General features: G+C 71.3%; 14 protein-coding genes. 4 read left to right on the top strand and 10 right to left on the bottom strand.

Annotated elements, in window-relative coordinates; translation table 11 throughout:
- Positions 1-30 precede the first annotated feature (30 nt).
- From sppA to AB3X08_RS02910, 3 genes are all read right to left on the bottom strand, one after another.
- Entirely contained in the window at positions 31-1,929 is a 1,899-nt protein-coding gene (gene sppA / locus AB3X08_RS02920; protein ID WP_369936117.1) for a signal peptide peptidase SppA, read from the bottom strand.
- 83 nt (positions 1,930-2,012) lie between these two features.
- A complete protein-coding gene (locus tag AB3X08_RS02915) occupies positions 2,013-3,380 on the bottom strand; it encodes an MATE family efflux transporter (RefSeq protein WP_369936116.1) in 1,368 nt (455 codons plus the stop codon).
- A 161-nt stretch (positions 3,381-3,541) separates the two neighbouring features.
- Positions 3,542-4,981, bottom strand: coding sequence for a hypothetical protein (locus tag AB3X08_RS02910; RefSeq protein WP_369936115.1), 1,440 nt, complete (start codon positions 4,979-4,981; stop codon positions 3,542-3,544).
- 464 nt (positions 4,982-5,445) lie between these two features.
- On the opposite strand from AB3X08_RS02910, the gene AB3X08_RS02905 reads away from it, so the two are divergent.
- Positions 5,446-7,635 carry a primosomal protein N' gene (locus tag AB3X08_RS02905; protein WP_369936114.1) on the top strand — a complete coding sequence of 730 codons (2,190 nt, stop codon included), beginning with the start codon at positions 5,446-5,448 and terminating at the stop codon, positions 7,633-7,635.
- Between the two features lie 24 nt (positions 7,636-7,659).
- Here AB3X08_RS02905 and AB3X08_RS02900 read toward each other — a convergent pair whose 3' ends face one another.
- A complete protein-coding gene (locus tag AB3X08_RS02900; RefSeq protein ID WP_369936113.1) occupies positions 7,660-9,366 on the bottom strand; it encodes a VanW family protein in 1,707 nt (568 codons plus the stop codon).
- A gap of 227 nt (positions 9,367-9,593) precedes the next feature.
- Between AB3X08_RS02900 and AB3X08_RS02895 the strand changes: the two genes are divergently transcribed.
- Positions 9,594-10,901: an NAD(P)/FAD-dependent oxidoreductase gene (locus tag AB3X08_RS02895; protein WP_369936111.1), complete on the top strand. Its 1,308-nt coding sequence runs from the start codon at positions 9,594-9,596 to the stop codon at positions 10,899-10,901.
- 55 nt (positions 10,902-10,956) lie between these two features.
- Positions 10,957-11,577 (top strand): trimeric intracellular cation channel family protein, encoded by a 621-nt coding sequence (locus AB3X08_RS02890; protein WP_369936110.1) that lies wholly within the window; start codon positions 10,957-10,959, stop codon positions 11,575-11,577.
- Positions 11,578-11,698: 121 nt separating this feature from the next.
- On the opposite strand, the gene rpoH is transcribed toward AB3X08_RS02890, so the two are convergent.
- The 6 genes from rpoH to rhlB form a co-directional block, all read right to left on the bottom strand.
- Positions 11,699-12,577: an RNA polymerase sigma factor RpoH gene (rpoH, locus tag AB3X08_RS02885; protein ID WP_184412320.1), complete on the bottom strand. Its 879-nt coding sequence runs from the start codon at positions 12,575-12,577 to the stop codon at positions 11,699-11,701.
- Positions 12,578-12,795: 218 nt separating this feature from the next.
- Complete coding sequence (ung, locus tag AB3X08_RS02880) at positions 12,796-13,524, bottom strand: uracil-DNA glycosylase (protein WP_369936107.1); 729 nt, start codon at positions 13,522-13,524, stop codon at positions 12,796-12,798.
- Positions 13,525-13,546: 22 nt separating this feature from the next.
- Entirely contained in the window at positions 13,547-14,389 is an 843-nt protein-coding gene (locus tag AB3X08_RS02875; RefSeq protein ID WP_369936106.1) for a response regulator, read from the bottom strand.
- A gap of 7 nt (positions 14,390-14,396) precedes the next feature.
- Positions 14,397-15,344 (bottom strand): permease-like cell division protein FtsX, encoded by a 948-nt coding sequence (ftsX, locus tag AB3X08_RS02870; RefSeq protein ID WP_369936104.1) that lies wholly within the window; start codon positions 15,342-15,344, stop codon positions 14,397-14,399.
- Positions 15,341-16,027: a cell division ATP-binding protein FtsE gene (gene ftsE / locus AB3X08_RS02865; protein ID WP_369936103.1), complete on the bottom strand. Its 687-nt coding sequence runs from the start codon at positions 16,025-16,027 to the stop codon at positions 15,341-15,343. The genes ftsX and ftsE overlap by 4 nt, the downstream gene beginning before the upstream one ends.
- A gap of 73 nt (positions 16,028-16,100) precedes the next feature.
- Positions 16,101-17,876 (bottom strand): ATP-dependent RNA helicase RhlB, encoded by a 1,776-nt coding sequence (gene rhlB / locus AB3X08_RS02860; protein WP_369936101.1) that lies wholly within the window; start codon positions 17,874-17,876, stop codon positions 16,101-16,103.
- Between the two features lie 201 nt (positions 17,877-18,077).
- Between rhlB and trxA the strand changes: the two genes are divergently transcribed.
- The gene (gene trxA, locus AB3X08_RS02855; RefSeq protein ID WP_184412327.1) at positions 18,078-18,419 is read left to right on the top strand and encodes a thioredoxin TrxA; all 342 of its coding nucleotides are present in this window, start codon (positions 18,078-18,080) and stop codon (positions 18,417-18,419) included.
- Positions 18,420-18,570: the final 151 nt, after the last annotated feature.

Raw genomic sequence — 18,570 nt, 5'->3', positions numbered from 1 at the left:
CGTGGCGGACGCGCCTGCATCAGGCCCGCGTCAGAAACCGCAGAAGCAGTAGGCCAGCGCCTTGACCGGGGTCCCGTCGCGCTTGTCGGTCGCGTCCTGCACGAAGCGCAGCTGGGTATCCAGCTCCGGCATGCTGCGCGCCAGCAGCGCGTGCGCCAGCGCCGAGTCGCCCAGCATCCACGCGCCAATGCGGCTGCCGGCGAACCCGCTGACGAACTGCGCGAACGGCGTGGCCGGCTTTTCGATGTAGCGCACGCGGTACTTGTCGCGATCGCCCAGCTTGGCGCGCGCGGCGGCATCGGCCACCGCATCCTTGAAGCCGCCGAACGCGTCCACCAGGCCGCGCTCCTTGGCCTGCGCACCGCTCCACACGCGGCCGCGCGCGACCTGGTCGACCGCCTCGACCGGCTTGTTGCGCGCCTGCGCGACCTTGCCGGTGAAATCGGCATAGCCCTTGTTGATCACCGACTGGATCACCTGCCCGACCACCGGATCCATCGGCCGGGTGACGTCGAACGCACCGGCGAAACGGGTGGTGCCGACGCCGTCGGTATGCACGCCGATCTTGTCCAGGCTGCGGGTCAGGTTCGGGATCATGCCGAAGATGCCGATCGAGCCGGTGATCGTCGACGGATCGGCGTAGATGCGGTCGGCGTTCATGCTGATCCAGTAACCGCCGGACGCGGCCAGATCGCCCATCGACACCACCACCGGCTTGCCGGCCGCCTTCAGCGCCACCACCTCGCGGCGGATCTGCTCGGAGGCGAACACTTCGCCGCCCGGCGAATCCACGCGCAGCACCACCGCCTTGACCGCATCGTCGTCGCGCGCGTCGCGCAGCAGCGCCGCCGTCGACTCGCCGCCGATGCGTCCGGCCGGCTGCTCGCCGCCGCTGATCTCGCCCGCGGCGACCACCACCGCCACCTGCGGCCGCGAATCCACCGGCGAACGGCGCAGGTCCAGCTGCTGCAGGTAGGCATCCAGGTTGACGTTGCGGAAGCCCGTGTCGGCATCGTCGTCGGCGACGCCGCGCTTGGTCAGCAGCTCCTCGACCTCCTCGCGGGTCTTCAGGCCGTCCACCAGCTTCTGCTGCAGCGCGAACTTGGCCATGTCGCCGCCGGCCGCGGCGATGCCTTCGGGCATCGTGTCGATGCCGGCGGAGATCTGCTCGGGCGCCAGCTTGCGCGCCTTGGCGATGTCGGCCACGTAGCGCTGCCACACGTCGTTCATCCAGAACAGATCGGCTTCCTTCGATGCCGGCGACGCCGCGTCGAGCACGTACGGCTCGGCCGCGGACTTGAACTCGCCGACCTTGAACAGGTGCACGTCCACGCCGAGCTTGTCCTGCAGGCCTTCGCGGAAGTACTGGCGGTAGCGGCCCAGGCCTTCCAGCACCACCGAACCCATCGGGTCCAGGTAGACCTCGTTGGCCTGCGCGGCCAGCAGGTACTGCGCCTGGCTCAGGCTGTCGCTGTAGGCCACCACCTGCTTGCCGGAGGCGCGCAGGTCCTGCAGCGCCGCGGACACTTCGCGCATCGAGGCGAAGCCGCTGGGCTGCAACTTGTCCAGGCGCAGCGCCACGCGCTCGATCTTCGGATCGGTCTTGGCCGCTTCCAGCGCGCGGATCAGATCGCGCAGCTGGATCTCCTCGGCGCCCTTGTCGCCCATCGCCTTGGCCAGCGCGCGGCTGACCGGATCGGCGCTGAACTGCTCGACCAGAGTGCCTTCGGGCGCGATCAGCAGCGTGGTGCGGTCGCGCAGGGTCTTGGCGCCATCGCCACGCGCCATCGCGAACACGATCGCCAGCAGGACCACCAGCAGGAAGCCGAAGAACACCAGGTTCAGGATCAGCCGGCGGGTAAAGTTCATCACATCCCATAGGCCAACGAAGAAGCTGGCGATGGGGCTGCGACGCACGGGTTGGTTCATGGAAAACTCCGGAAGGAAGGCGTCTTGCGCGCGTGCAGCATACCGGCTGTGCCGGCGCCGCACATGCGCCTGAAGTCAGGGGGTCACGACGCCGCGGCGGCGAGCAGACGCCCGCTGCTGAGCCGGAAGCGCGCCGCCATCATCACCGCCGCCGCGGTCAGGCCCAGAATCAGCCCGATCCACATGCCCTGCGGCCCCCAGCCCAGCCACAGGCCGAGCCCGGCGCCCAGCGGCATGCCCAGGCCCCAGTAGGAACACAGCGCCAGCAGCATCGGCACGCGGGTGTCCTTGAGCCCGCGCAGCGCGCCGGCCGACAGCACCTGCACCCCGTCGGGGAACTGGAACGCGGCCGCGTACAGCAACAGCGTGGACGCCAGCCCGGCCACCGCGATGTCGCGGGTGTAGACGCCGACGATGGCGTCGTGGCCGAACAGCAGCACCAGCGCCGACAGCGCCTGGGTGCCGAGCACGATCGTATAGCCGGCCCAGGCCGCGCCGCGCACGCCGACCGCATCGCCGGCGCCCGCCGCGCGCCCGACCCGCACCGTGGTCGCCTCGGCCACGCCCATCGGCACCATGAAGCACAACTGCGCCACGTTGATCGCGATCTGGTGCGCGGCCGCCGGCACTTCGCCCAGCCGCGCGATCAGCAGCGCGGTGACGATGAACAGTCCGCCTTCCATCAGGATGGTGATGCCGATCGGCAGCCCGGTCTTCAGCAAGCCGCCGATCGCGCGCAGGTCCGGCGCCTCGAAGGTCGCGAACAGGCGCAGCGGCGCGAAGCGCCTAGAGCGCGCCAGATAGATGGCGAAACACAGCGCCTGCAGCCACATCATGATCGCCGAGGCCATGCCCAGCCCGCCGGCGCCGCGCTCGCGCAGCCCGAACAGGCCGAAGGTCAGCACATAGCCCAGCGGCGCCAGCACCAGCAGCCCGCCGAAGCCGAGCAGCATCGTCGGCAGCGTCCAGTGCATGCCTTCGCTGAGATAGCGCATGCAGAAGTACAGCACCATCGCCGGCACGCCCCAGCGGATCGCGTGCAGGAAATCGCGCGCGCCGGGCACGATTTCCGCAGCGATGCCCAGTTGCGGCAGCGCCATCGGCATCACGCTGAGGAACGCGAACATCAGCACGCCCAGGCCCAGCGACAGCCACAGCGCCTGGCGGAACATCGGCCCGATCTGCGCGTGGCGCTTGCCGCCGTCGAGCTGCGACACCGACGCGGTCAACGCGATCAGGGTGCCGATCGGAATCATCATCGGCAGCCACAGCAGCGCGGTGCCGACCGTCACCGAGGCCAGCGTGCGGGTGCCGTGGTGCCCGGCGATCACGTTGTCGACGAAGCTGATCAGGCCGGCGGAGATATGCCCCAGGACCAGCGGCAAGGCGAGCTGCGCGGTGGTGCGCAGTTCGCGGCCCCGGACCGACGCCGGGGTGGAGGACGAAGACATTGCAAGACTCTGGCGATCCCGCCGACTGCGGCCGCGCAGGAAAGCGCCGGCACCGGGTGGCGGAGGGGCGGCAGTTTACCTTGGCCGACCGTTTGGCGCAGGCGTCGGGGATTCGGGATTCGGGATTCGGGATTCGGAAACCGGAGACCGGCGGACTGCGCTTAGCGCGCAGCGCGCTGGCGCAGCCACGCCGCGCGCGTGTCCGCGCCCTGCGCCAGCAACTCGCGGCGCAGCGTGGCGCGCTCCTGCGGCGGGGTGCGCTGCGACAACAGCGCCAGGTGCTCGCGCTGCTCGGCCGGCAGCGTGCGCAGCAGGCCCAGCAGCGCCGTGCGCTGCGCGTCGGGCACATAGCCGAACAGCGGCTGCAACGCCCAGTACTCGCTGCCCAGTTCCGGCCCCAACAGCCAGCCGTGCCGCTCCAACGCATCCAGTGTGGCGAATTGCGCGCGCAGCGTGTGCTGCTGCTCCACCGGCAGGCCGGCGAAGGCGCTGGCCACCTGGCGCAGCCGTGCCTGTACCGGGGCCTCCAGCGCGTCCCAGGCGGCCTGGCGCTCGCGCAACTGCGCCGGGGTCAGCGCCGGCGGCGGGTCGGTGGCGGCTGGCGTAGCCGGAGCGGCGTTGCCGGCAGCGGACTGGGCGACGGCTTCGGCGAGCTCCTCCGCGCTGGGCGCGCTGCGCTCGATGCGTGCCGGCGGCGCGCCGGCCGCGTACCACGCGAAGAAGTCCAGGTCGTAGACCGCCGGTTCCGGCAGCGGCGCCGGCGCTGCGGCCGGCAATGGCGGCGCGGTGGCCGCATCCGACTCGGCCGGCAGTTCCTCCACCTGCACCGGGCCGGTGTCGCCCAGCGCCAGGCTCGCGTCGGGATCCTTCGTCGCAGGCCGCGACGGCGCCCGCCCCCACCACAGCGTCCCCAGCAGGGCCAGGGCCACCAGCACGACCACCGCGGCCGCCAGCCGTGGCCGGGTCAGCCCGCCGCGCCCGCGACCGCCAGCACGGCGCGGACCGGCCGCGGCTGGCGCGGACGGCGTGGCCGCGGACGCAGGCGCCGCACCGGCGATGGCCGCATCACGCAGTTGCGCCAGCGCCTGCAGCCGCTGCGGCGGCAGGTCGCGCAGATGCTGCTGGGCGGCGTCGGCCAGCGCGCGCCAGCCGGCGGCGTCCGGTCGCCCGCTGGCATCGCGCGGGCAGGCCCGCGCCAGCGCCAGCTGGTACTCCTCCGTGGATTGGTTCAGGACCTGCGCGGCGGTCGGCTCGTCCAGCCCGGCCACGATCCGCAGCAGCAACGCCAGGCGATCGGCGGCGCCCAGCTCGCCCAGGTGCGCCAGTGGCGCGGGCCAGCCGCTGCCGGCGGCGGTGGCGACCTGGCGCAGCGACGGCACCGCGGCGAGCAGCTTCCAGAAGCGCAGCGGCCAGTCGGCCATCGGCAGGGTCGCGGCGTGGCTGCGGAACGCGCGCATCGCCGCGGCCAACGCCGGCGCGCCGCGTTCGGCGCTGCCGCTCTGCAACTCGGCCAGCACCGCGGCACGGCGTTCGATGCCGCGCAGGAAGGCGGCCAGGGCGGGCGGTGCGACCGCGCCGTCGGAGGGGGGCGCGGCGGTCATCGGAACTCCATCATCGGCGCGATGATAGCGATGCCGCCGCCGCGCCGCGCGCTTGACAACGGCGCGCCGATCGGCTGCTTCAGGCGCCAGCCGGGCGGATCGCAACGGCGGGTTGTGCACAGCGCCCAGAGGATGCGAACGGCGCCTCCTGTCAAGCCCCCGCCAAATCATGTTGCAGCCATGTTTCACGGCCAAGTTGTTGTTATTTATAGGGTTAATCTGATTGGCGCTTTTTTGTCCAACTTGTGGCAGAGGCTTGTGAGTCCGTCTTCACGGCGTGGAGCATCCCCTTCATGCACAGCTTTATCCACAGCGGGTGTGGATAAAATCGATTCTCCAAGCGGGGCAGCTATTTACGACTTGTTTATCACTTTGCGAGCAGCTATCGCGTGCAACTGGCGCCCCTTGCGGGCCACCGCCGAGGCAGCGCTGGCCCCGGTTCCGCGCCCGCTAAACTAGGACCGATGCCGTCCCCAGCCACCACCCTCCGCGTCGCCCTGCCGCTGCCGCTGCCGCAGTTGTTCGACTACCTGGCGCCGCCTGGCGAGCCGGTCGGCGCTGGCGACATCGGGCGCCGGCTGCGGGTCCCGTTCGGCAATCGCGAGCTGAGCGGGGTGGTCGCCGCACTCGGCCAGATCGAGGACAGCGCGGGCCTGCGCGCGGCGTTGGCCTGGCTGGACCCGATGCCGCTGCTGCAGGGCGAGCTGGCCGATTCGCTGCACTGGCTGGCGCGCTACAGCCATGCGCCGCTGGGCGAAGTGCTGGCGACCGCGCTGCCGGTGACCCTGCGCCGCGGCGAGGCGCTGCCCGACACCCACGCCTGGGCCTGGCGCCTGACCGAGGCCGGCGCCAGCCACCGCGCCCGTGCCGGCACCCGCCCGCACCGCTTCGCCGAGTTGCTGCGCGCCGGGCCGCTGGACGAGGACCGCCTGGACCAGGCCATGGACGACTGGCGCAGCGCCGCGCGCAGCCTGGCCAAGCGTGCGTTCGCCGAACGCATCGCGGTCCCGGCCAGCGCCGCGGCGCCGCAGCCGCAGCCCGGCCCCACCCCGAACGACGAACAGCAGGCCGCGATCGACGCCGTCGTCGCTGCGCCGGGCTTCGCCCCGTTCCTGCTGGACGGGGTCACCGGCAGCGGCAAGACCGAGGTCTATCTGCAGGCCATCGCCGCCTGTCTGGCGCGCGGCCGTCAGGCGCTGGTGCTGGTGCCGGAGATCGGCCTGACCCCGCAGACCCTGGCGCGGTTTCGCGCGCGCCTGGGCGTGCCGGTGCATGCGCTGCATTCCGGACTCACCGACAACGAGCGCGCGCGGGTCTGGGCCGCGGCTTGGCGCGGCGAGGCGCGGGTCGTGGTCGGCACCCGCTCGGCGGTGTTCGTGCCGCTGCCGCAGGCCGGGCTGATCGTGATCGACGAGGAACACGACGGCAGCTACAAGCAGCAGGATGGCATCCGCTACCACGCCCGCGACTTCGCCCTGGTGCGCGGCAAGGCGCTGGACGTGCCGGTGCTGCTGGGCAGCGCCACGCCGTCGCTGGAAAGCCTGCACAACGCCGCCAGCGGCCGCTACGCGCACCTGCGCCTGACCCGCCGCGCCGGCGATGCGCGGCCGCCGACGGTGCGCGTGCTCGACGTGCGCAAGCGGCCGCTGCAGGACGGCCTGTCGCCGGAGGTGCTGGCCGGCATCGGCAGCGCGCTGGCCGACGGCGGCCAGGTACTGGTGTTCAAGAACCGCCGCGGCTATGCGCCGGTGCTGCTGTGCCACGACTGCGGCTGGACCGCGCCGTGCCAGCGCTGCAGCACTCCGCTGCACGCCACGCCAATGACCGTGCATGCCGGCGGCCGACGCCTGCAATGCCACCACTGCGGCGCGCGCCAGCCGGCGCCGCTGGCCTGCCCGGATTGCGGCAGCCTGGCGCTGCAACCGCAGGGCATCGGCACCGAGCGCCTGGAAGAACGCCTGGTGCAGGCCTTCCCCGACGTGCCGGTGCTGCGCATCGACCGCGGCACCACCCAGCGCCGCGACGCGCTGGAGACGCAGCTGGCCACGCTCGGCACGCAGCCCGGGATCCTGGTCGGCACGCAGATCCTTGCCAAGGGCCACGACCTGCCGCAGCTGACCCGGGTGGTGGTGGTCGGCATCGACGAAGGCCTGTTCTCGGCCGACTTCCGCGCCAGCGAGAAACTGGCGCAGCAGTTGATCCAGGTCGCCGGGCGCGCCGGCCGCGCGGCGCGCCCGGGCGACGTATGGCTGCAGACCCACCATCCCGGCCATGCGCTGCTGGAAACCCTGGTGCACGGCGGCTACCATGCCTTCGCCGCAGCCGAACTGGCGCAGCGCGAAGCGGCCGGCTTCCCGCCGTTCGCCTACCTGGCGCTGCTGCGCGCCGAGGCCAAGCAGGTCGAACACGCCAACGCCTTCCTCAGCACGGTGCGCGCGCTGCTGCCGGAGCAGGCCGAGGTGCAACGCTTCGGGCCGATGCCGGCGCCGATGCCGCGCCGCGCCGGCTTCCAGCGCACCCAGCTGCTGCTGTCGGCACCGACCCGACGCGCGCTGCATGCGGTGCTGGACGCCGCGGTGCCGGCGATCTACGCGCTGCCGCAGGCGCGGCGCGTGCGCTGGTCGCTGGATGTGGATCCGCAGGATCTGTACTGAGCCTGGCCGCGGCGCCGCGATCGCTCAGCTGCGTGTGGCCAGCGCGTCCAGCAACTGAGCGCGCAACGCGACCGCATCGCCAGCTTCCACGCAGCGCCAGGCACCGTCGTCCGCGCCGAGACCGCAGGCCGCGGTGGCGATCACCGGCTTGCCCAGCGCCAGGGCCAGCAGTGCGCCACGCGGCTGTTGCTCGATCCAGGCCGGCAGCACCACCACCGCGGCCGCCTGCACGCCCGCGGCCATCGACGCGACCCGGCGCACATCGAAACCGCTCCAGAACTGCGGCGTTTCCTGCGCGCCCGGCGGCAACAGCAACTGCACCGGCAAACCGCGCAACGCCTCGCGCAGTTCGAACGCGCCCTTGCGCGCCAGCGCCGACGTGGCCAGCAGCACCTGCGCGGCAGCGCCAGCGCCAGCTCCATCGCCGTCGCCGCCGGGCGGTGCCGCAGCGGGCGGCAACGGCTGCCGCCATTGCAGGGCGATGCCGCGGCTGCCGGCCAGGGCGAGCAGTTCGCGATGCGGGGTGATCCAGTGCCGCGCCTGCGCCAGCGCCGCGCGCTCGGCCTCCACCAGCAGCGGATCGGCGCGGAAATCGCGCAGCGTGGCGCTGTCGGGATGGCGTTGCGCGGCCGCGTCCAGGCGCGCCTGCAGCACCTGCATCGGCAAGGCGGTCATGCACACGTCCCAACGCCGGCCCTGCAGTTCGCCGGCCAGCCACAGACCAGGCAACAGGCTCTGCGGCACCACCAATTCGACGTCCTGCGCGCCGAGCTGCCGTTGCAGCGCACGCAGGCGGATGCGTTGCGCACGCTGCCGCACCTGCGGCAACGGCAGCCCGCGGCGCAGCCACCAGCGTTGCAGCAAGGCCGCCTGCAGCGCGGCGAAGCTGCTCCGGCGCAGCGCCAGCACCCGGTCGCCCGGCTGCATGCGCCGCCGGCGGTCGTCGGCGAATTCCGGCCAGTCCTCGTCCACCAGCCAGGTGCGGCGGAGGCCTTGCGCGCTGGCCGGCACATGCCGATGGCAGGCCTCGCGGCCGCAGCGCGTGCAGTCGTTCGCCGCGGCCGCTGCCGGCGTGCGCCGCAGCGGCAGCAGCGGCAACGCGGCGACGGCCGGCGCGCCGCCGAGGATGCGCACGTGCAGGTCATCGCCATCCAGCCACACTTCCAGGCGCCACGCCGAATCCGCGCGCAGGCGCAGATCCACGTAGTTCCAGAACACCACCGCATCGCGATCGCGCTCGGCCAGCGAACCGGCGATCACCTGCGTATGCCGATGCCGCTCGACGATCTGCAGGCCCTGGCGCAACGCCGCGTCGTAGATCGCATTGGACAGCTGGCACAGGCCGCCGCCGATCGACGGCACCAGGCAGCCTTCGCGCAATTCGCGCCCGGCGGCGAAGCCGCGCCGGCGCGTGGCCCGGGCCAGTTGCCGCCAGAAGCTGAAGGTCGCACCCGCTGGCACTTCGATTCCGTGCAATTTGCGCGCGGCCACGCGCAGGTTATGGATCTTGCCGGCGACCAGCAGCGGCGACGTTTCTTCTGACTCGGGCCATAACGGCGTCACCGATTCGGACACCGTCGCAGCGACGATCGGCAGTCCCGCATCGCGGCGATGCCGGCGCGGTCCGCCGCGCAGATCGCGCAGCGCGCGGCGCAGCTGCAGCACGCGGGTCTTCAGCGCGAACAGCAGGCCGCCCAGCCGCGACGGCGTCGCCGCGACAGGCGCAACCACAGGCCGATCCGTTGCTGTCGCTCGCATTACCATGCGCCCTCTGCGTCCCTGACTGCGCCTGCCATCGCGTTACTATAGGGCCATGCCGTTCCAGCCCCCAGTTCCTGCACGGCGCCTCGACCGCCATGTGCACCAAGGCGCTGCGCCGCACCACGCGGACGCAACGTCCGCGGCCGTCGCCAGCGTCGCGACCACCGCTTGCGCCTCGTGTCTGCCTGGAGCCCCGTATGGCTAGCGCCCCCGTACCGCACCTGATCGTGGTCGGCGGCGGTTTCGCCGGGCTGTGGGCCACGCGCGCGCTGGCCAAGGCGCCGTTGCGCATCACCCTGATCGACCGCCGCAACCACCATCTGTTCCAGCCGCTGCTGTACCAGGTCGCCACCGCCGGCCTGTCGTCGCCGGACATCGCCGCGCCGCTGCGCCAGATCCTGCGCAAGCAGGACAACGTGGAAGTGCGCCTGGGCGACGTCGTGCGCCTGGACAAGCAGGCGCGGCAAGTGCAACTCGCCGGCGGCGAGACGCTGGACTACGACTACCTGCTGGTCGCCACCGGCGCCACCCATGCCTACTTCGGCCACGACGAATGGGCCAGGCACGCGCCCGGCCTGAAGACCCTGGACGACGCGCTGCACCTGCGCCGCCACCTGTTGCTGGCGTTCGAGCGCGCCGAAGCCGAGCGCGACCCCGCCGCGCGCGCGGCCTGGCTCAGCTTCGCCATCGTCGGCGGCGGCCCGACCGGGGTGGAACTGGCCGGCACCCTGGCCGAGATCGCGCGGCATACGCTCAAGCACGAATTCCGCCGCATCGATCCCGCCGAAGCCAAGGTGCGGCTGATCGAAGCCGGCCCGCGCGTGCTCGCCTCGTTCCCGGAGCGGCTGTCGGCCAAGGCGCAACGGCAACTGGAGAAGCTCGGCGTGGAAGTGCTGACCGGCGTGCCGGTGGCCGACATCGACGCCAGCGGCTACCGGCTGGGCAGCGCCTTCGTGCCCGCGCGCACCGTGGTCTGGGCCGCCGGCGTGGCCGCCTCGCCGCTGGCGCGGACCCTGGACGTGCCGCTGGACCGCAGCGGCCGCGTGCAGGTGCAACCGGACCTGAGCATCCCCGGGCATCCGGAGGTGTTCGTCGCCGGCGACCTGGCCGCGTTGCAGCAGGCCGACGGCAAGCCGGTACCGGGCGTGGCGCCGGCGGCCAAGCAGATGGGCCGGCACGTCGCGGAGAACCTGCTGAAACGGCTGCGCGGCGAACCCGGCGACGCGCCGTTCCGCTACGCCGACTACGGCAACCTGGCCACCATCGGGCGCATGGCCGCGATCGTGCACCTGGGCCGCCTGCAGCTGTCGGGCCTGCTCGCCTGGTGGTTCTGGCTGGCCGCGCACGTGTTCTTCCTGATCGGCTTCCGCAATCGCCTGGTGGTGCTGCTCAACTGGGCCTGGGCGTACTGGAGCTACCAGCGCGCGGCGCGCATCATCCTCGGCGACGACGCACGCACGGCCGAGTCCGCACCGGCCGCGCCGGAGCCGCCCCCGGCCGCGTGACACCCTGCGGCGGGGCTGCGATCCTAGCCGCCCTTTGCCGCTGCGCAGTGCCGTCTTGGCGACCTTCCTGTTCCTGCTCGACCTGCTCGGCACCTTCGTGTTCGCGATCAGCGGCGCCACCGTCGGCGTGCGCCATCGGCTGGACCTGTTCGGCGTGCTGGTGCTGTCGTGCGCGGCCGCGGTCTCCGGCGGCATCGCCCGCGACGTACTGATCGGCGCCACGCCGCCGGCCGCGCTCGGCGATGCGCGCTATCTCGGCGTCGCCTGCCTGGCCGGCTTGCTGACCTTCTACAGCCACAACACGGTCGAGCGCCTGCGCAACCCGGTGCAACTCTTCGATGCGCTCGGCCTGGCGCTGTTCGCGGTGTACGGCACCAGCAAGGCGCTGGCGTTCGGCCTGGGGCCGCTCAGCGCGACCCTGCTCGGCATGCTCAGCGGCATCGGCGGCGGCATCGTCCGCGACCTGCTGGTGGCGCGCACGCCGGTGGTGCTGCAGGCCGAGCTGTACGCGGTGGCGGCCTTGCTCGGCGGCGGCGTGGTCGCCGCGGCGCACGTCCTGCACCTGCCGCAGCCGTGGGGATTGGCGATCGGCGCCACGCTGTGCTTCGGCCTGCGCTTCATGGCGATCCGCTACGGCTGGCACCTGCCGGTGGCGCGGCCGCCGCCGGAGCCGTGACCGGTACTGCGCGCCGTGCGTCGGCACGGCCGGTCTCCGCACGCCTAGACGCAACGAAAAAGGCCCGGAAAACCGGGCCTTTTTGCTTGGCGGATCGATCATCCGCAACTGCGCGCCGCACTCACGCCACGAACAACGCCTTCATCTTCTTCAGCGCGTTGGCTTCGATCTGGCGGATGCGCTCGGCGGATACGCCGTACTCGTCGGCCAGCTCCTGCAGCGTGATCTTGCTGTCGGCATCCAGCCAGCGGCGCTTGATGATGTCGCGCGAACGCGCATCCAGTTCGGCCAGGCCTTCGCGCAGCAGCTGCAGCTGGTTGTCCTCGCTGTCGGCGCGCTCGTAGGCCTGCGAGGGATCTTCCTCGGCGGCCATCAGATACGCGGCCGGCGACGGCGGCGCGTGGTCGTCGTCCTCGTCGGACGGCGCATCGAAGCCGATATCGCGACCGGACAGGCGCGACTCCATCTCCAGCACCTCGCGCTCGGACACGTTGAGGTCCTTGGCGACTGCGGTCACTTCCGCCGCGTTCATCCAGCCCAGGCGGGTCTTGGACTTGCGCAGGTTGAAGAACAGCTTGCGCTGCGCCTTGGTCGTGGCGACCTTGACGATGCGCCAGTTCTTCAGGATGTACTCGTGCATCTCGGCACGGATCCAGTGCACCGCGAAGCTGACCAGGCGTACGCCCATTTCCGGGTCGAAGCGCTTGACCGCCTTCATCAGGCCGATGTTGCCTTCCTGGATCAGGTCGCCCAGCGGCAGGCCGTAGCCGTTGTAGCCGCGGGCCACATGGACCACGAAGCGCAGGTGGGAATGGACCAGTTCGCGCGCCGCATCCAGGTCTTCCTGGTCACGGTAACGCACCGCCAGCGCGCGTTCCTCTTCGGACGTCAGCACCGGAATCTGGTGCACGGCGCCGATATAGGCATCCAGCGAACCGAGCGGACTGGGGATCGGGAGGTTGTTGGCCACCAGCGCGGTGGCAGGTATGGTCTGGCTCATAGGGCTCATCTTAGCAGTCAACTAACTAGACTGCTGGGTACAGTAAAAAGTTCCTGCGTTCTGTTTGTAGAACATTCGAATCAGGAAACGAACTGTGACAGAAGCCACTGGAACGCTGGGGAAGGCGGGCGTAACCGGTTACGAGCGCCTAACCTAGCACCCGGACCGCGAAATTTGCGTACACGCGGCGCGCCCGGGCGACGCCGTCGAACCGCGGTTCAGGCGCCGGCCAAGGCCGCGTCCAGCGCCGCGCGCGGCGGCAGGCTCCAGTCGATCGGCGCGGCGCCGCGGCGGCGCAGGTAGTCGTTGGCCGCGGAGAAATGCTTGCAGCCCAGGAAGCCGCGGTGCGCCGACAACGGCGAGGGATGCGGCGCCTTCAGCACGCGGTGGCGGCGGGTGTCGATGACCTTGCCCTTGGCCTGGGCATAACTGCCCCACAGCAGGAACACCAGGCCTTCGCGCTCGCGGTTCAAGGTTTCCACCACATGGTCGGTGAAGCCCTCCCAGCCCTTGCCCTGGTGCGCGCCGGCGCGGCCTTCCTCCACCGTCAGCACCGCGTTGAGCAGCAGCACGCCGCGCTGCGCCCACGGCAACAGGCAGCCGTGATCGGGACGGCGGATGCCCAGGTCGTCCTCGATCTCCTTGTAGATGTTCAGCAGCGACGGCGGCACCGGCACCCCGGGCAACACCGAGAAGCACAGCCCATGCGCCTGGCCATAGCCGTGGTACGGATCCTGGCCGAGGATCACCACCTCCACCTGGTCGAACGGGGTCGCGTCGAATGCGGCGAAGATCTGCCGCCCGGGCGGGAACACGCGGGCGCCGGCGGCCTTGCGCTTGCGCAGGAAGGCGGCCAGTTCGCGCATCTCCGGGCGCAGCAGCCAGTCGCCGACCTGCGCTTTCCACGAGGGTTCCAGTTGAATGCGGGCGTCGTCTTCGTTGCTCATGCGGGTCCGGCGGATCGATCGGTCAGAAGGTCACGGCGGTGTCGTTGAGCTTGGCCAGGCGCAACTGGAACAACACCTTGGTGACCAGCAGGCGCTCCTCGATCGGCTTTTGCACCAGGTCGTTGGCGCCGGCGCGCAACAGCTCGGACTGGTTGTGCGGATTGCTGTCGCCGGTCATCACCAGCACCGGCATGCGCCGCTTGCCGTAGGCGAAATCGATGCGGATGCGCTGCACCACGTCGCGACCGTTGAGTTCGCCCTTGAGGGTGACGTCGGTCAGCACCAGGTCGATGCGGCGGGTGGTGCGGCCCAGCGATTCGGCGGTCAGCAGCGCGAACGCGTCCTCGGCGGTCAGCACGTGCACCACGTGCAGTTCCTGGCGCTCGAGCATGCGCTTGGTCGCCTCGGCCACCACGCGGCTGTCCTCGACATAGAGGATGGTGGCGCCGGCCACCGGCTGCGGCTGCACGTAGCCGCGGATGAAGGTCGCCAGCGCCTCGTGGCCCAGCGCCTTGTCGAAATAGTCGGTGACGTATTCGGTGAAGCGGCGTTCGACCAGATGCTGCTGCGCATCGCCGGAGACCACGATCACCGGCACGTAGGCCTGGCCGGCGGCCTCGCGCACGCTCCGCGCCAGGGCCAGGCCGTCGCCGTCGGGCAACGCCAGCGAGGTGGTGACCAGGTTCACCGGACCGGCCTCCAGCGCGGCGCGCGCCTCGGCGATGCTGGCGCAGCCGACCACTTCCACGTCCGGCAGTTCGCGGTGCAGCACATCGGCGATCAGCTTGCGCACCAGCTTGGAGCCGTCCACGACCATCACCCGCGGGGCGTCGCTGATCAGGTGCTTGAGCTCGTGCCGGGACATGCGCGCCTCAGGTATCGGTGGGACGCGTCTGGCGCAGGAAGTGGCCGGTCACCAACCAGGCGCCGAGCCAGCCCAGCAACAGGGTGCCGAGCAACACGAACGCCGAGTGCAAGGCGTCCAGCCCGTGCAACGCGAAATGGCTGCCGTAGCTGTCGGCCAGTTCCGCCAGCGGCGGCCCCAGCGCCAGCCGCGAGGCGGCGAGCAGGCCCAGCGCCAGCACCCCGGCGCCGAAGCCGTACCAGGCACCCAGGTAAAGGAACGGGCGGCGGATGAAGCCGTCGCTGGCACCGAGCAATTGCAGCACGCCGATTTCCTCGCGCCGCGACTGGATATCCAGGCGCACGGTGTTGCCGACCACCAGCGCCGCGCCGGCGCCGAGCAGCACCGACAGCACCTGCACCAGGCGCTCGCCGAAGCGCAGCCAGCCGTCCAGGCGCTTGCGCCACAGCGCGTCGTGCTGCACCAGGTCGGCCTGCGGCAGCGCGCTCAGCGAGGCGGCGAGTTGCGCATCGTCGGCCGCGGCCGGGGTGACGATCAGCAGCGTCGGCAGCGGGTTGTCGTCGAGCGCGTCCAGCGCCTCGCCGAGCCCGGCGCTGTCGCGCAGCTCGGCCATGCCCTGTTCGGGCGTGCGCAGCGCCACCGCGGCGACGTCGGCACGGCCACGCAGGGTCGCGGCCAGCGCAGTGGCCGCGGCGGCATCGACGTCGGTCTTCAGGAACACGTTGATGTCGCGCGACTGCTGCACGCTGCCGGCGAACTGCTTGAGGTTGTCCAGCGCGATCGACAGCCCCAGCGGCAACGCCAGCGCCAATGCCATCACCGCCATCGTCAGCAGCGTCGCCCACGGCTTGCGCATGGCCCGGCCGAGGCTGTAGACGATGCTGTGCAGGTGGTGGTCCCACCACACGCCCAGGCGCGAGGGCGCGGCGCCGCCGGCGGCATTGCGTGCGCTCATTCGGCCAAGTCCTGCGGGGAAATGTCGTCGGCCAGGCGGCCGTGGTCCAGGATCAGCACGCGCTTGCGCATCTGCTTGAGCAGCGCCAGGTCGTGGCTGACCACCAGCACGCTGGTGCCGCGCGCCGGCAATTCGGCGAACAGCTGCATGATCTCGGCTGCCAGGGTCGGGTCGAGGTTGCCGGTGGGTTCGTCGGCGACCAGCAGGCGCGGCTCGGCGACCATCGCCCGGGCGATGCCCACGCGTTGCTGCTCGCCGGCCGACAGCTGCGAGGGCAGCGCCTTCTCGCGATGGCCCAGGCCCATCCGCTCCAACACCGAGCGCACGCGCTTGCCGATCTCGGCGCGGCGGGTGCCGCGCAGGATCAGCGGCAGCGCCACGTTCTCGGCGATGCTGCGGTCCATCAGCAGGCGGTGGTCCTGATACACGACACCGACCTCGCGCCGGTGCAGCGGCACGCGCCGCCCGCGCACCTTCAGCAGGTTGCGCTCGCCGAACAGCACCGCACCGCGCGACGGGCGCTCGCTGAGATGGATCAACTTGAGCAAGGTGCTCTTGCCCGCCCCGGAATGGCCGGTGACGAACAGCATCTCGCCCTCCTCGACCTCGAAGCTGACGTCCACCAGCGCCTCGTGGCCACCGGCGTACTGTTTGCTGACATTGTCGAACCGCAGAACGCTCATCCGGCGATTATGCCGGAGCGGCCCGGGTGTTCGTCCACCGTGCGCACGCCGCGAACGGTGGGGAACGGGCGCATCAGGAACTGGAGACCAGCGAACGCAGCTTGCGGCCGAGCCGGGTCAGGAACGAATCGTTGGCCGCGGCAGCCGGCGCCGCGGCGCGCTCGCCCTGGCGCGCGGCCTTGACCTGCACCGGCTTGGCCGGCGCGTCGCCGCTCGCGACGGCGGCAGTGGCCGCACCCTCGGCGCCTTCCAGCGGACGGCCACCGCGACGACGCCGGCGCTTGCGCGGCGCACGCTCGCCATCCGGCGCAGGCGCACCATCGACGGCGGGACGGGCCGGCTTGGGCGTGGGCGCCGCGACCGCTGCCGTCGCTGCGTTGGCGGCCGCAGCCGGCGCTTCCGCGACGGCCCCTGGCGCCGCACCGGCATCGGCCGGGCGCGGGGTGCGCGGACGCCGCGGCTTGCCGTCGGCGCCGCGCGATTCGCCACGGCCGCCGGCACCGCCAGGACCGCCGCGGCCGCCGCCGGGCTTGCCGCGGCCGCCGCCGCGCCGCTGCTCGTCGGCCTCGCGCTGCGCGCGCGCCTCGCGGAAGATGTCGCCAATGCTTTCGTCGGCATCCGCGTCGACCTCGGCCGCTTCGCCTTCGACCGGCGCGCGCGGGGTGCGCGGCAGCGCCACCAGCAGTTCGGCGGTGACCGGCTCGACCGGAATCTTCTGCTCGATGTAGGCCTCGATGTCCGGCAGGCTCATCGCATAGCGCTCGCAGGCGAAGCTGATCGCGTCGCCTTCCTCGCCCAGCCGCGCGGTGCGACCGATGCGGTGCACGTAGTCCTCGGCGTCGAACGGCAGGTCGTAGTTGTAGACGTACTTGACGCCATCGATGTGCAGGCCGCGCGCGGCCACGTCGGTGGCGACCAGGATCTCCAGCTGGCCTTTCTGGAAGCGGTTGAGCAGGGTCTCGCGCTTCTTCTGCGGCACGTCGCCGGACAGTACGCCGACCCGGTAGCCGTTGCGCTCCAGCGACCGCGCCACGCGTTCGACGAAGGCCTTGGTGTTGACGAACACCATGGTGCGCGCGCCCTCGCTGCGCGACAGCAGGCCCAGCAGCAGGGTCAACTTCTCCTCGTCGGAGGGGAAGTAGATGCGCTGGCGCACGCGCGCGGCGGTGATGCTCTCGGTCTCGACCACGAGCTTTTCCGGCTCGTTCATGTGCTCGTAGGCCAGCTCCAGCACGCGGTGGCTGAGCGTGGCCGAGAACAGCAGGGTCTGCCGGGTGCCACGCTCGGGCATGCGCCGCAGCAGGAAGCGGATGTCCTTGATGAAGCCCAGGTCGAACATGCGGTCGGCTTCGTCGAGCACGCAGATTTCGCAGGCGTGCAACGACACCACTTTGTGCTGCTTGACGTAGTCGATCAGCCGGCCGGGAGTGGCGATGATCACGTCCACGCCCTGCTGCAGCAGTTCGCGCTGCTTGTCGTAGTCCACGCCGCCGTAGACCAGCGCGAAGCGCAGGCCGAGGTCGGCGCCGAACTTGACCGCGTCCTTGTGGATCTGGATCGCCAGCTCGCGGGTCGGGGCCAGGATCAGCGCACGCGGATCCTCGGGCTTGCGGTCGGCCAGCGCCGGGCGGCTGAGCAGGCGGTTCATCACCGCCACCAGGAACGCCAGGGTCTTGCCGGTACCGGTCTGGGCCTGACCGGCCACGTCGCGGCCCGGCAGGGCCACCGGCAGGGTCAGCGCCTGGATCGGCGTGCAGCGGGTGAAGCCGGCGCCTTCGAGGCCGGCCAGCAGGGCCGGTTGCAGCTCGAACGCGGAAAAGGTCACATCGGTCAGCGGTTTGTCGCTCATCATTCCATCTTCGTCAGGCCACCCCGCCCGAAGCGTAAGGTCGCGGCTTGCATCGGCCCCGGCAGCGTCGCACACTGGCTACTTCCATGCCGGGTCGCGCGACAGGGGGAATCCCTTGATTTCGCCGCGCAATGCCCCAGTTTACCGCAATGCGGCGGCCACCCGGTCCGGCCGGTCGCATTGGCCCAGGAGATACCCCAAGTGAGCGATAAGGTCCTACACGTCGGCGACGCCGATTTCGATACCGCCGTGCTGCAGTCCGGCGAGCCGGTCCTGGTGGACTTCTGGGCGGAATGGTGCGGCCCGTGCAAGATGATCGCCCCGGTGCTGGACGACCTGGCCGACACCTACGACGGCAAGCTCAAGGTGGCCAAGGTCAACGTGGACGAGAACCGCGCCACCGCGATCAAGTACCACGTACGCTCGATCCCGATGCTGCTGCTGTTCAAGGACGGCAAGATCCAGGCCACCCAGATCGGCGCGGTCGGCAAGGGCCAGCTGACCCAGATGATCGACAAGACCCTGGGCGGCGCCGCGGCCTGAGTCTGTCGCCGGCCGTTCCGGATCGGAGCGGCCGCTGTCGTACCGGCCTGCAGCGTCGCTGCCGGCCGGCTGAATCGCCCGGTAACGCCTGCTTGCCGTGGTTGCGCGGCGATGATAGTGTCGGCGCATCCGGTGGCATTCGCGCACCGCA

It is taken from the genome of Xanthomonas sp. DAR 34887, from assembly GCF_041245805.1.
Lineage (GTDB): Bacteria > Pseudomonadota > Gammaproteobacteria > Xanthomonadales > Xanthomonadaceae > Xanthomonas_A > Xanthomonas_A tesorieronis.
This window is presented reverse-complemented; position numbering and strand designations above follow the sequence as displayed.

Excerpts from the sequence above, each read along its gene's own strand:
- sppA (WP_369936117.1), bottom strand. The coding sequence starts at position 1,929 with ATGAACCAACCCGTGCGTCGCAGCCCCATCGCCAGCTTCTTCGTTGGC.
- AB3X08_RS02915 (WP_369936116.1), bottom strand. The coding sequence starts at position 3,380 with ATGTCTTCGTCCTCCACCCCGGCGTCGGTCCGGGGCCGCGAACTGCGC.
- AB3X08_RS02910 (WP_369936115.1), bottom strand. The coding sequence starts at position 4,981 with ATGACCGCCGCGCCCCCCTCCGACGGCGCGGTCGCACCGCCCGCCCTG.
- AB3X08_RS02905 (WP_369936114.1), top strand. The coding sequence starts at position 5,446 with ATGCCGTCCCCAGCCACCACCCTCCGCGTCGCCCTGCCGCTGCCGCTG.
- AB3X08_RS02895 (WP_369936111.1), top strand. The coding sequence starts at position 9,594 with ATGGCTAGCGCCCCCGTACCGCACCTGATCGTGGTCGGCGGCGGTTTC.
- rpoH (WP_184412320.1), bottom strand. The coding sequence starts at position 12,577 with ATGAGCCAGACCATACCTGCCACCGCGCTGGTGGCCAACAACCTCCCG.
- ung (WP_369936107.1), bottom strand. The coding sequence starts at position 13,524 with ATGAGCAACGAAGACGACGCCCGCATTCAACTGGAACCCTCGTGGAAA.
- AB3X08_RS02875 (WP_369936106.1), bottom strand. The coding sequence starts at position 14,389 with ATGTCCCGGCACGAGCTCAAGCACCTGATCAGCGACGCCCCGCGGGTG.
- ftsX (WP_369936104.1), bottom strand. The coding sequence starts at position 15,344 with ATGAGCGCACGCAATGCCGCCGGCGGCGCCGCGCCCTCGCGCCTGGGC.
- ftsE (WP_369936103.1), bottom strand. The coding sequence starts at position 16,027 with ATGAGCGTTCTGCGGTTCGACAATGTCAGCAAACAGTACGCCGGTGGC.
- rhlB (WP_369936101.1), bottom strand. The coding sequence starts at position 17,876 with ATGAGCGACAAACCGCTGACCGATGTGACCTTTTCCGCGTTCGAGCTG.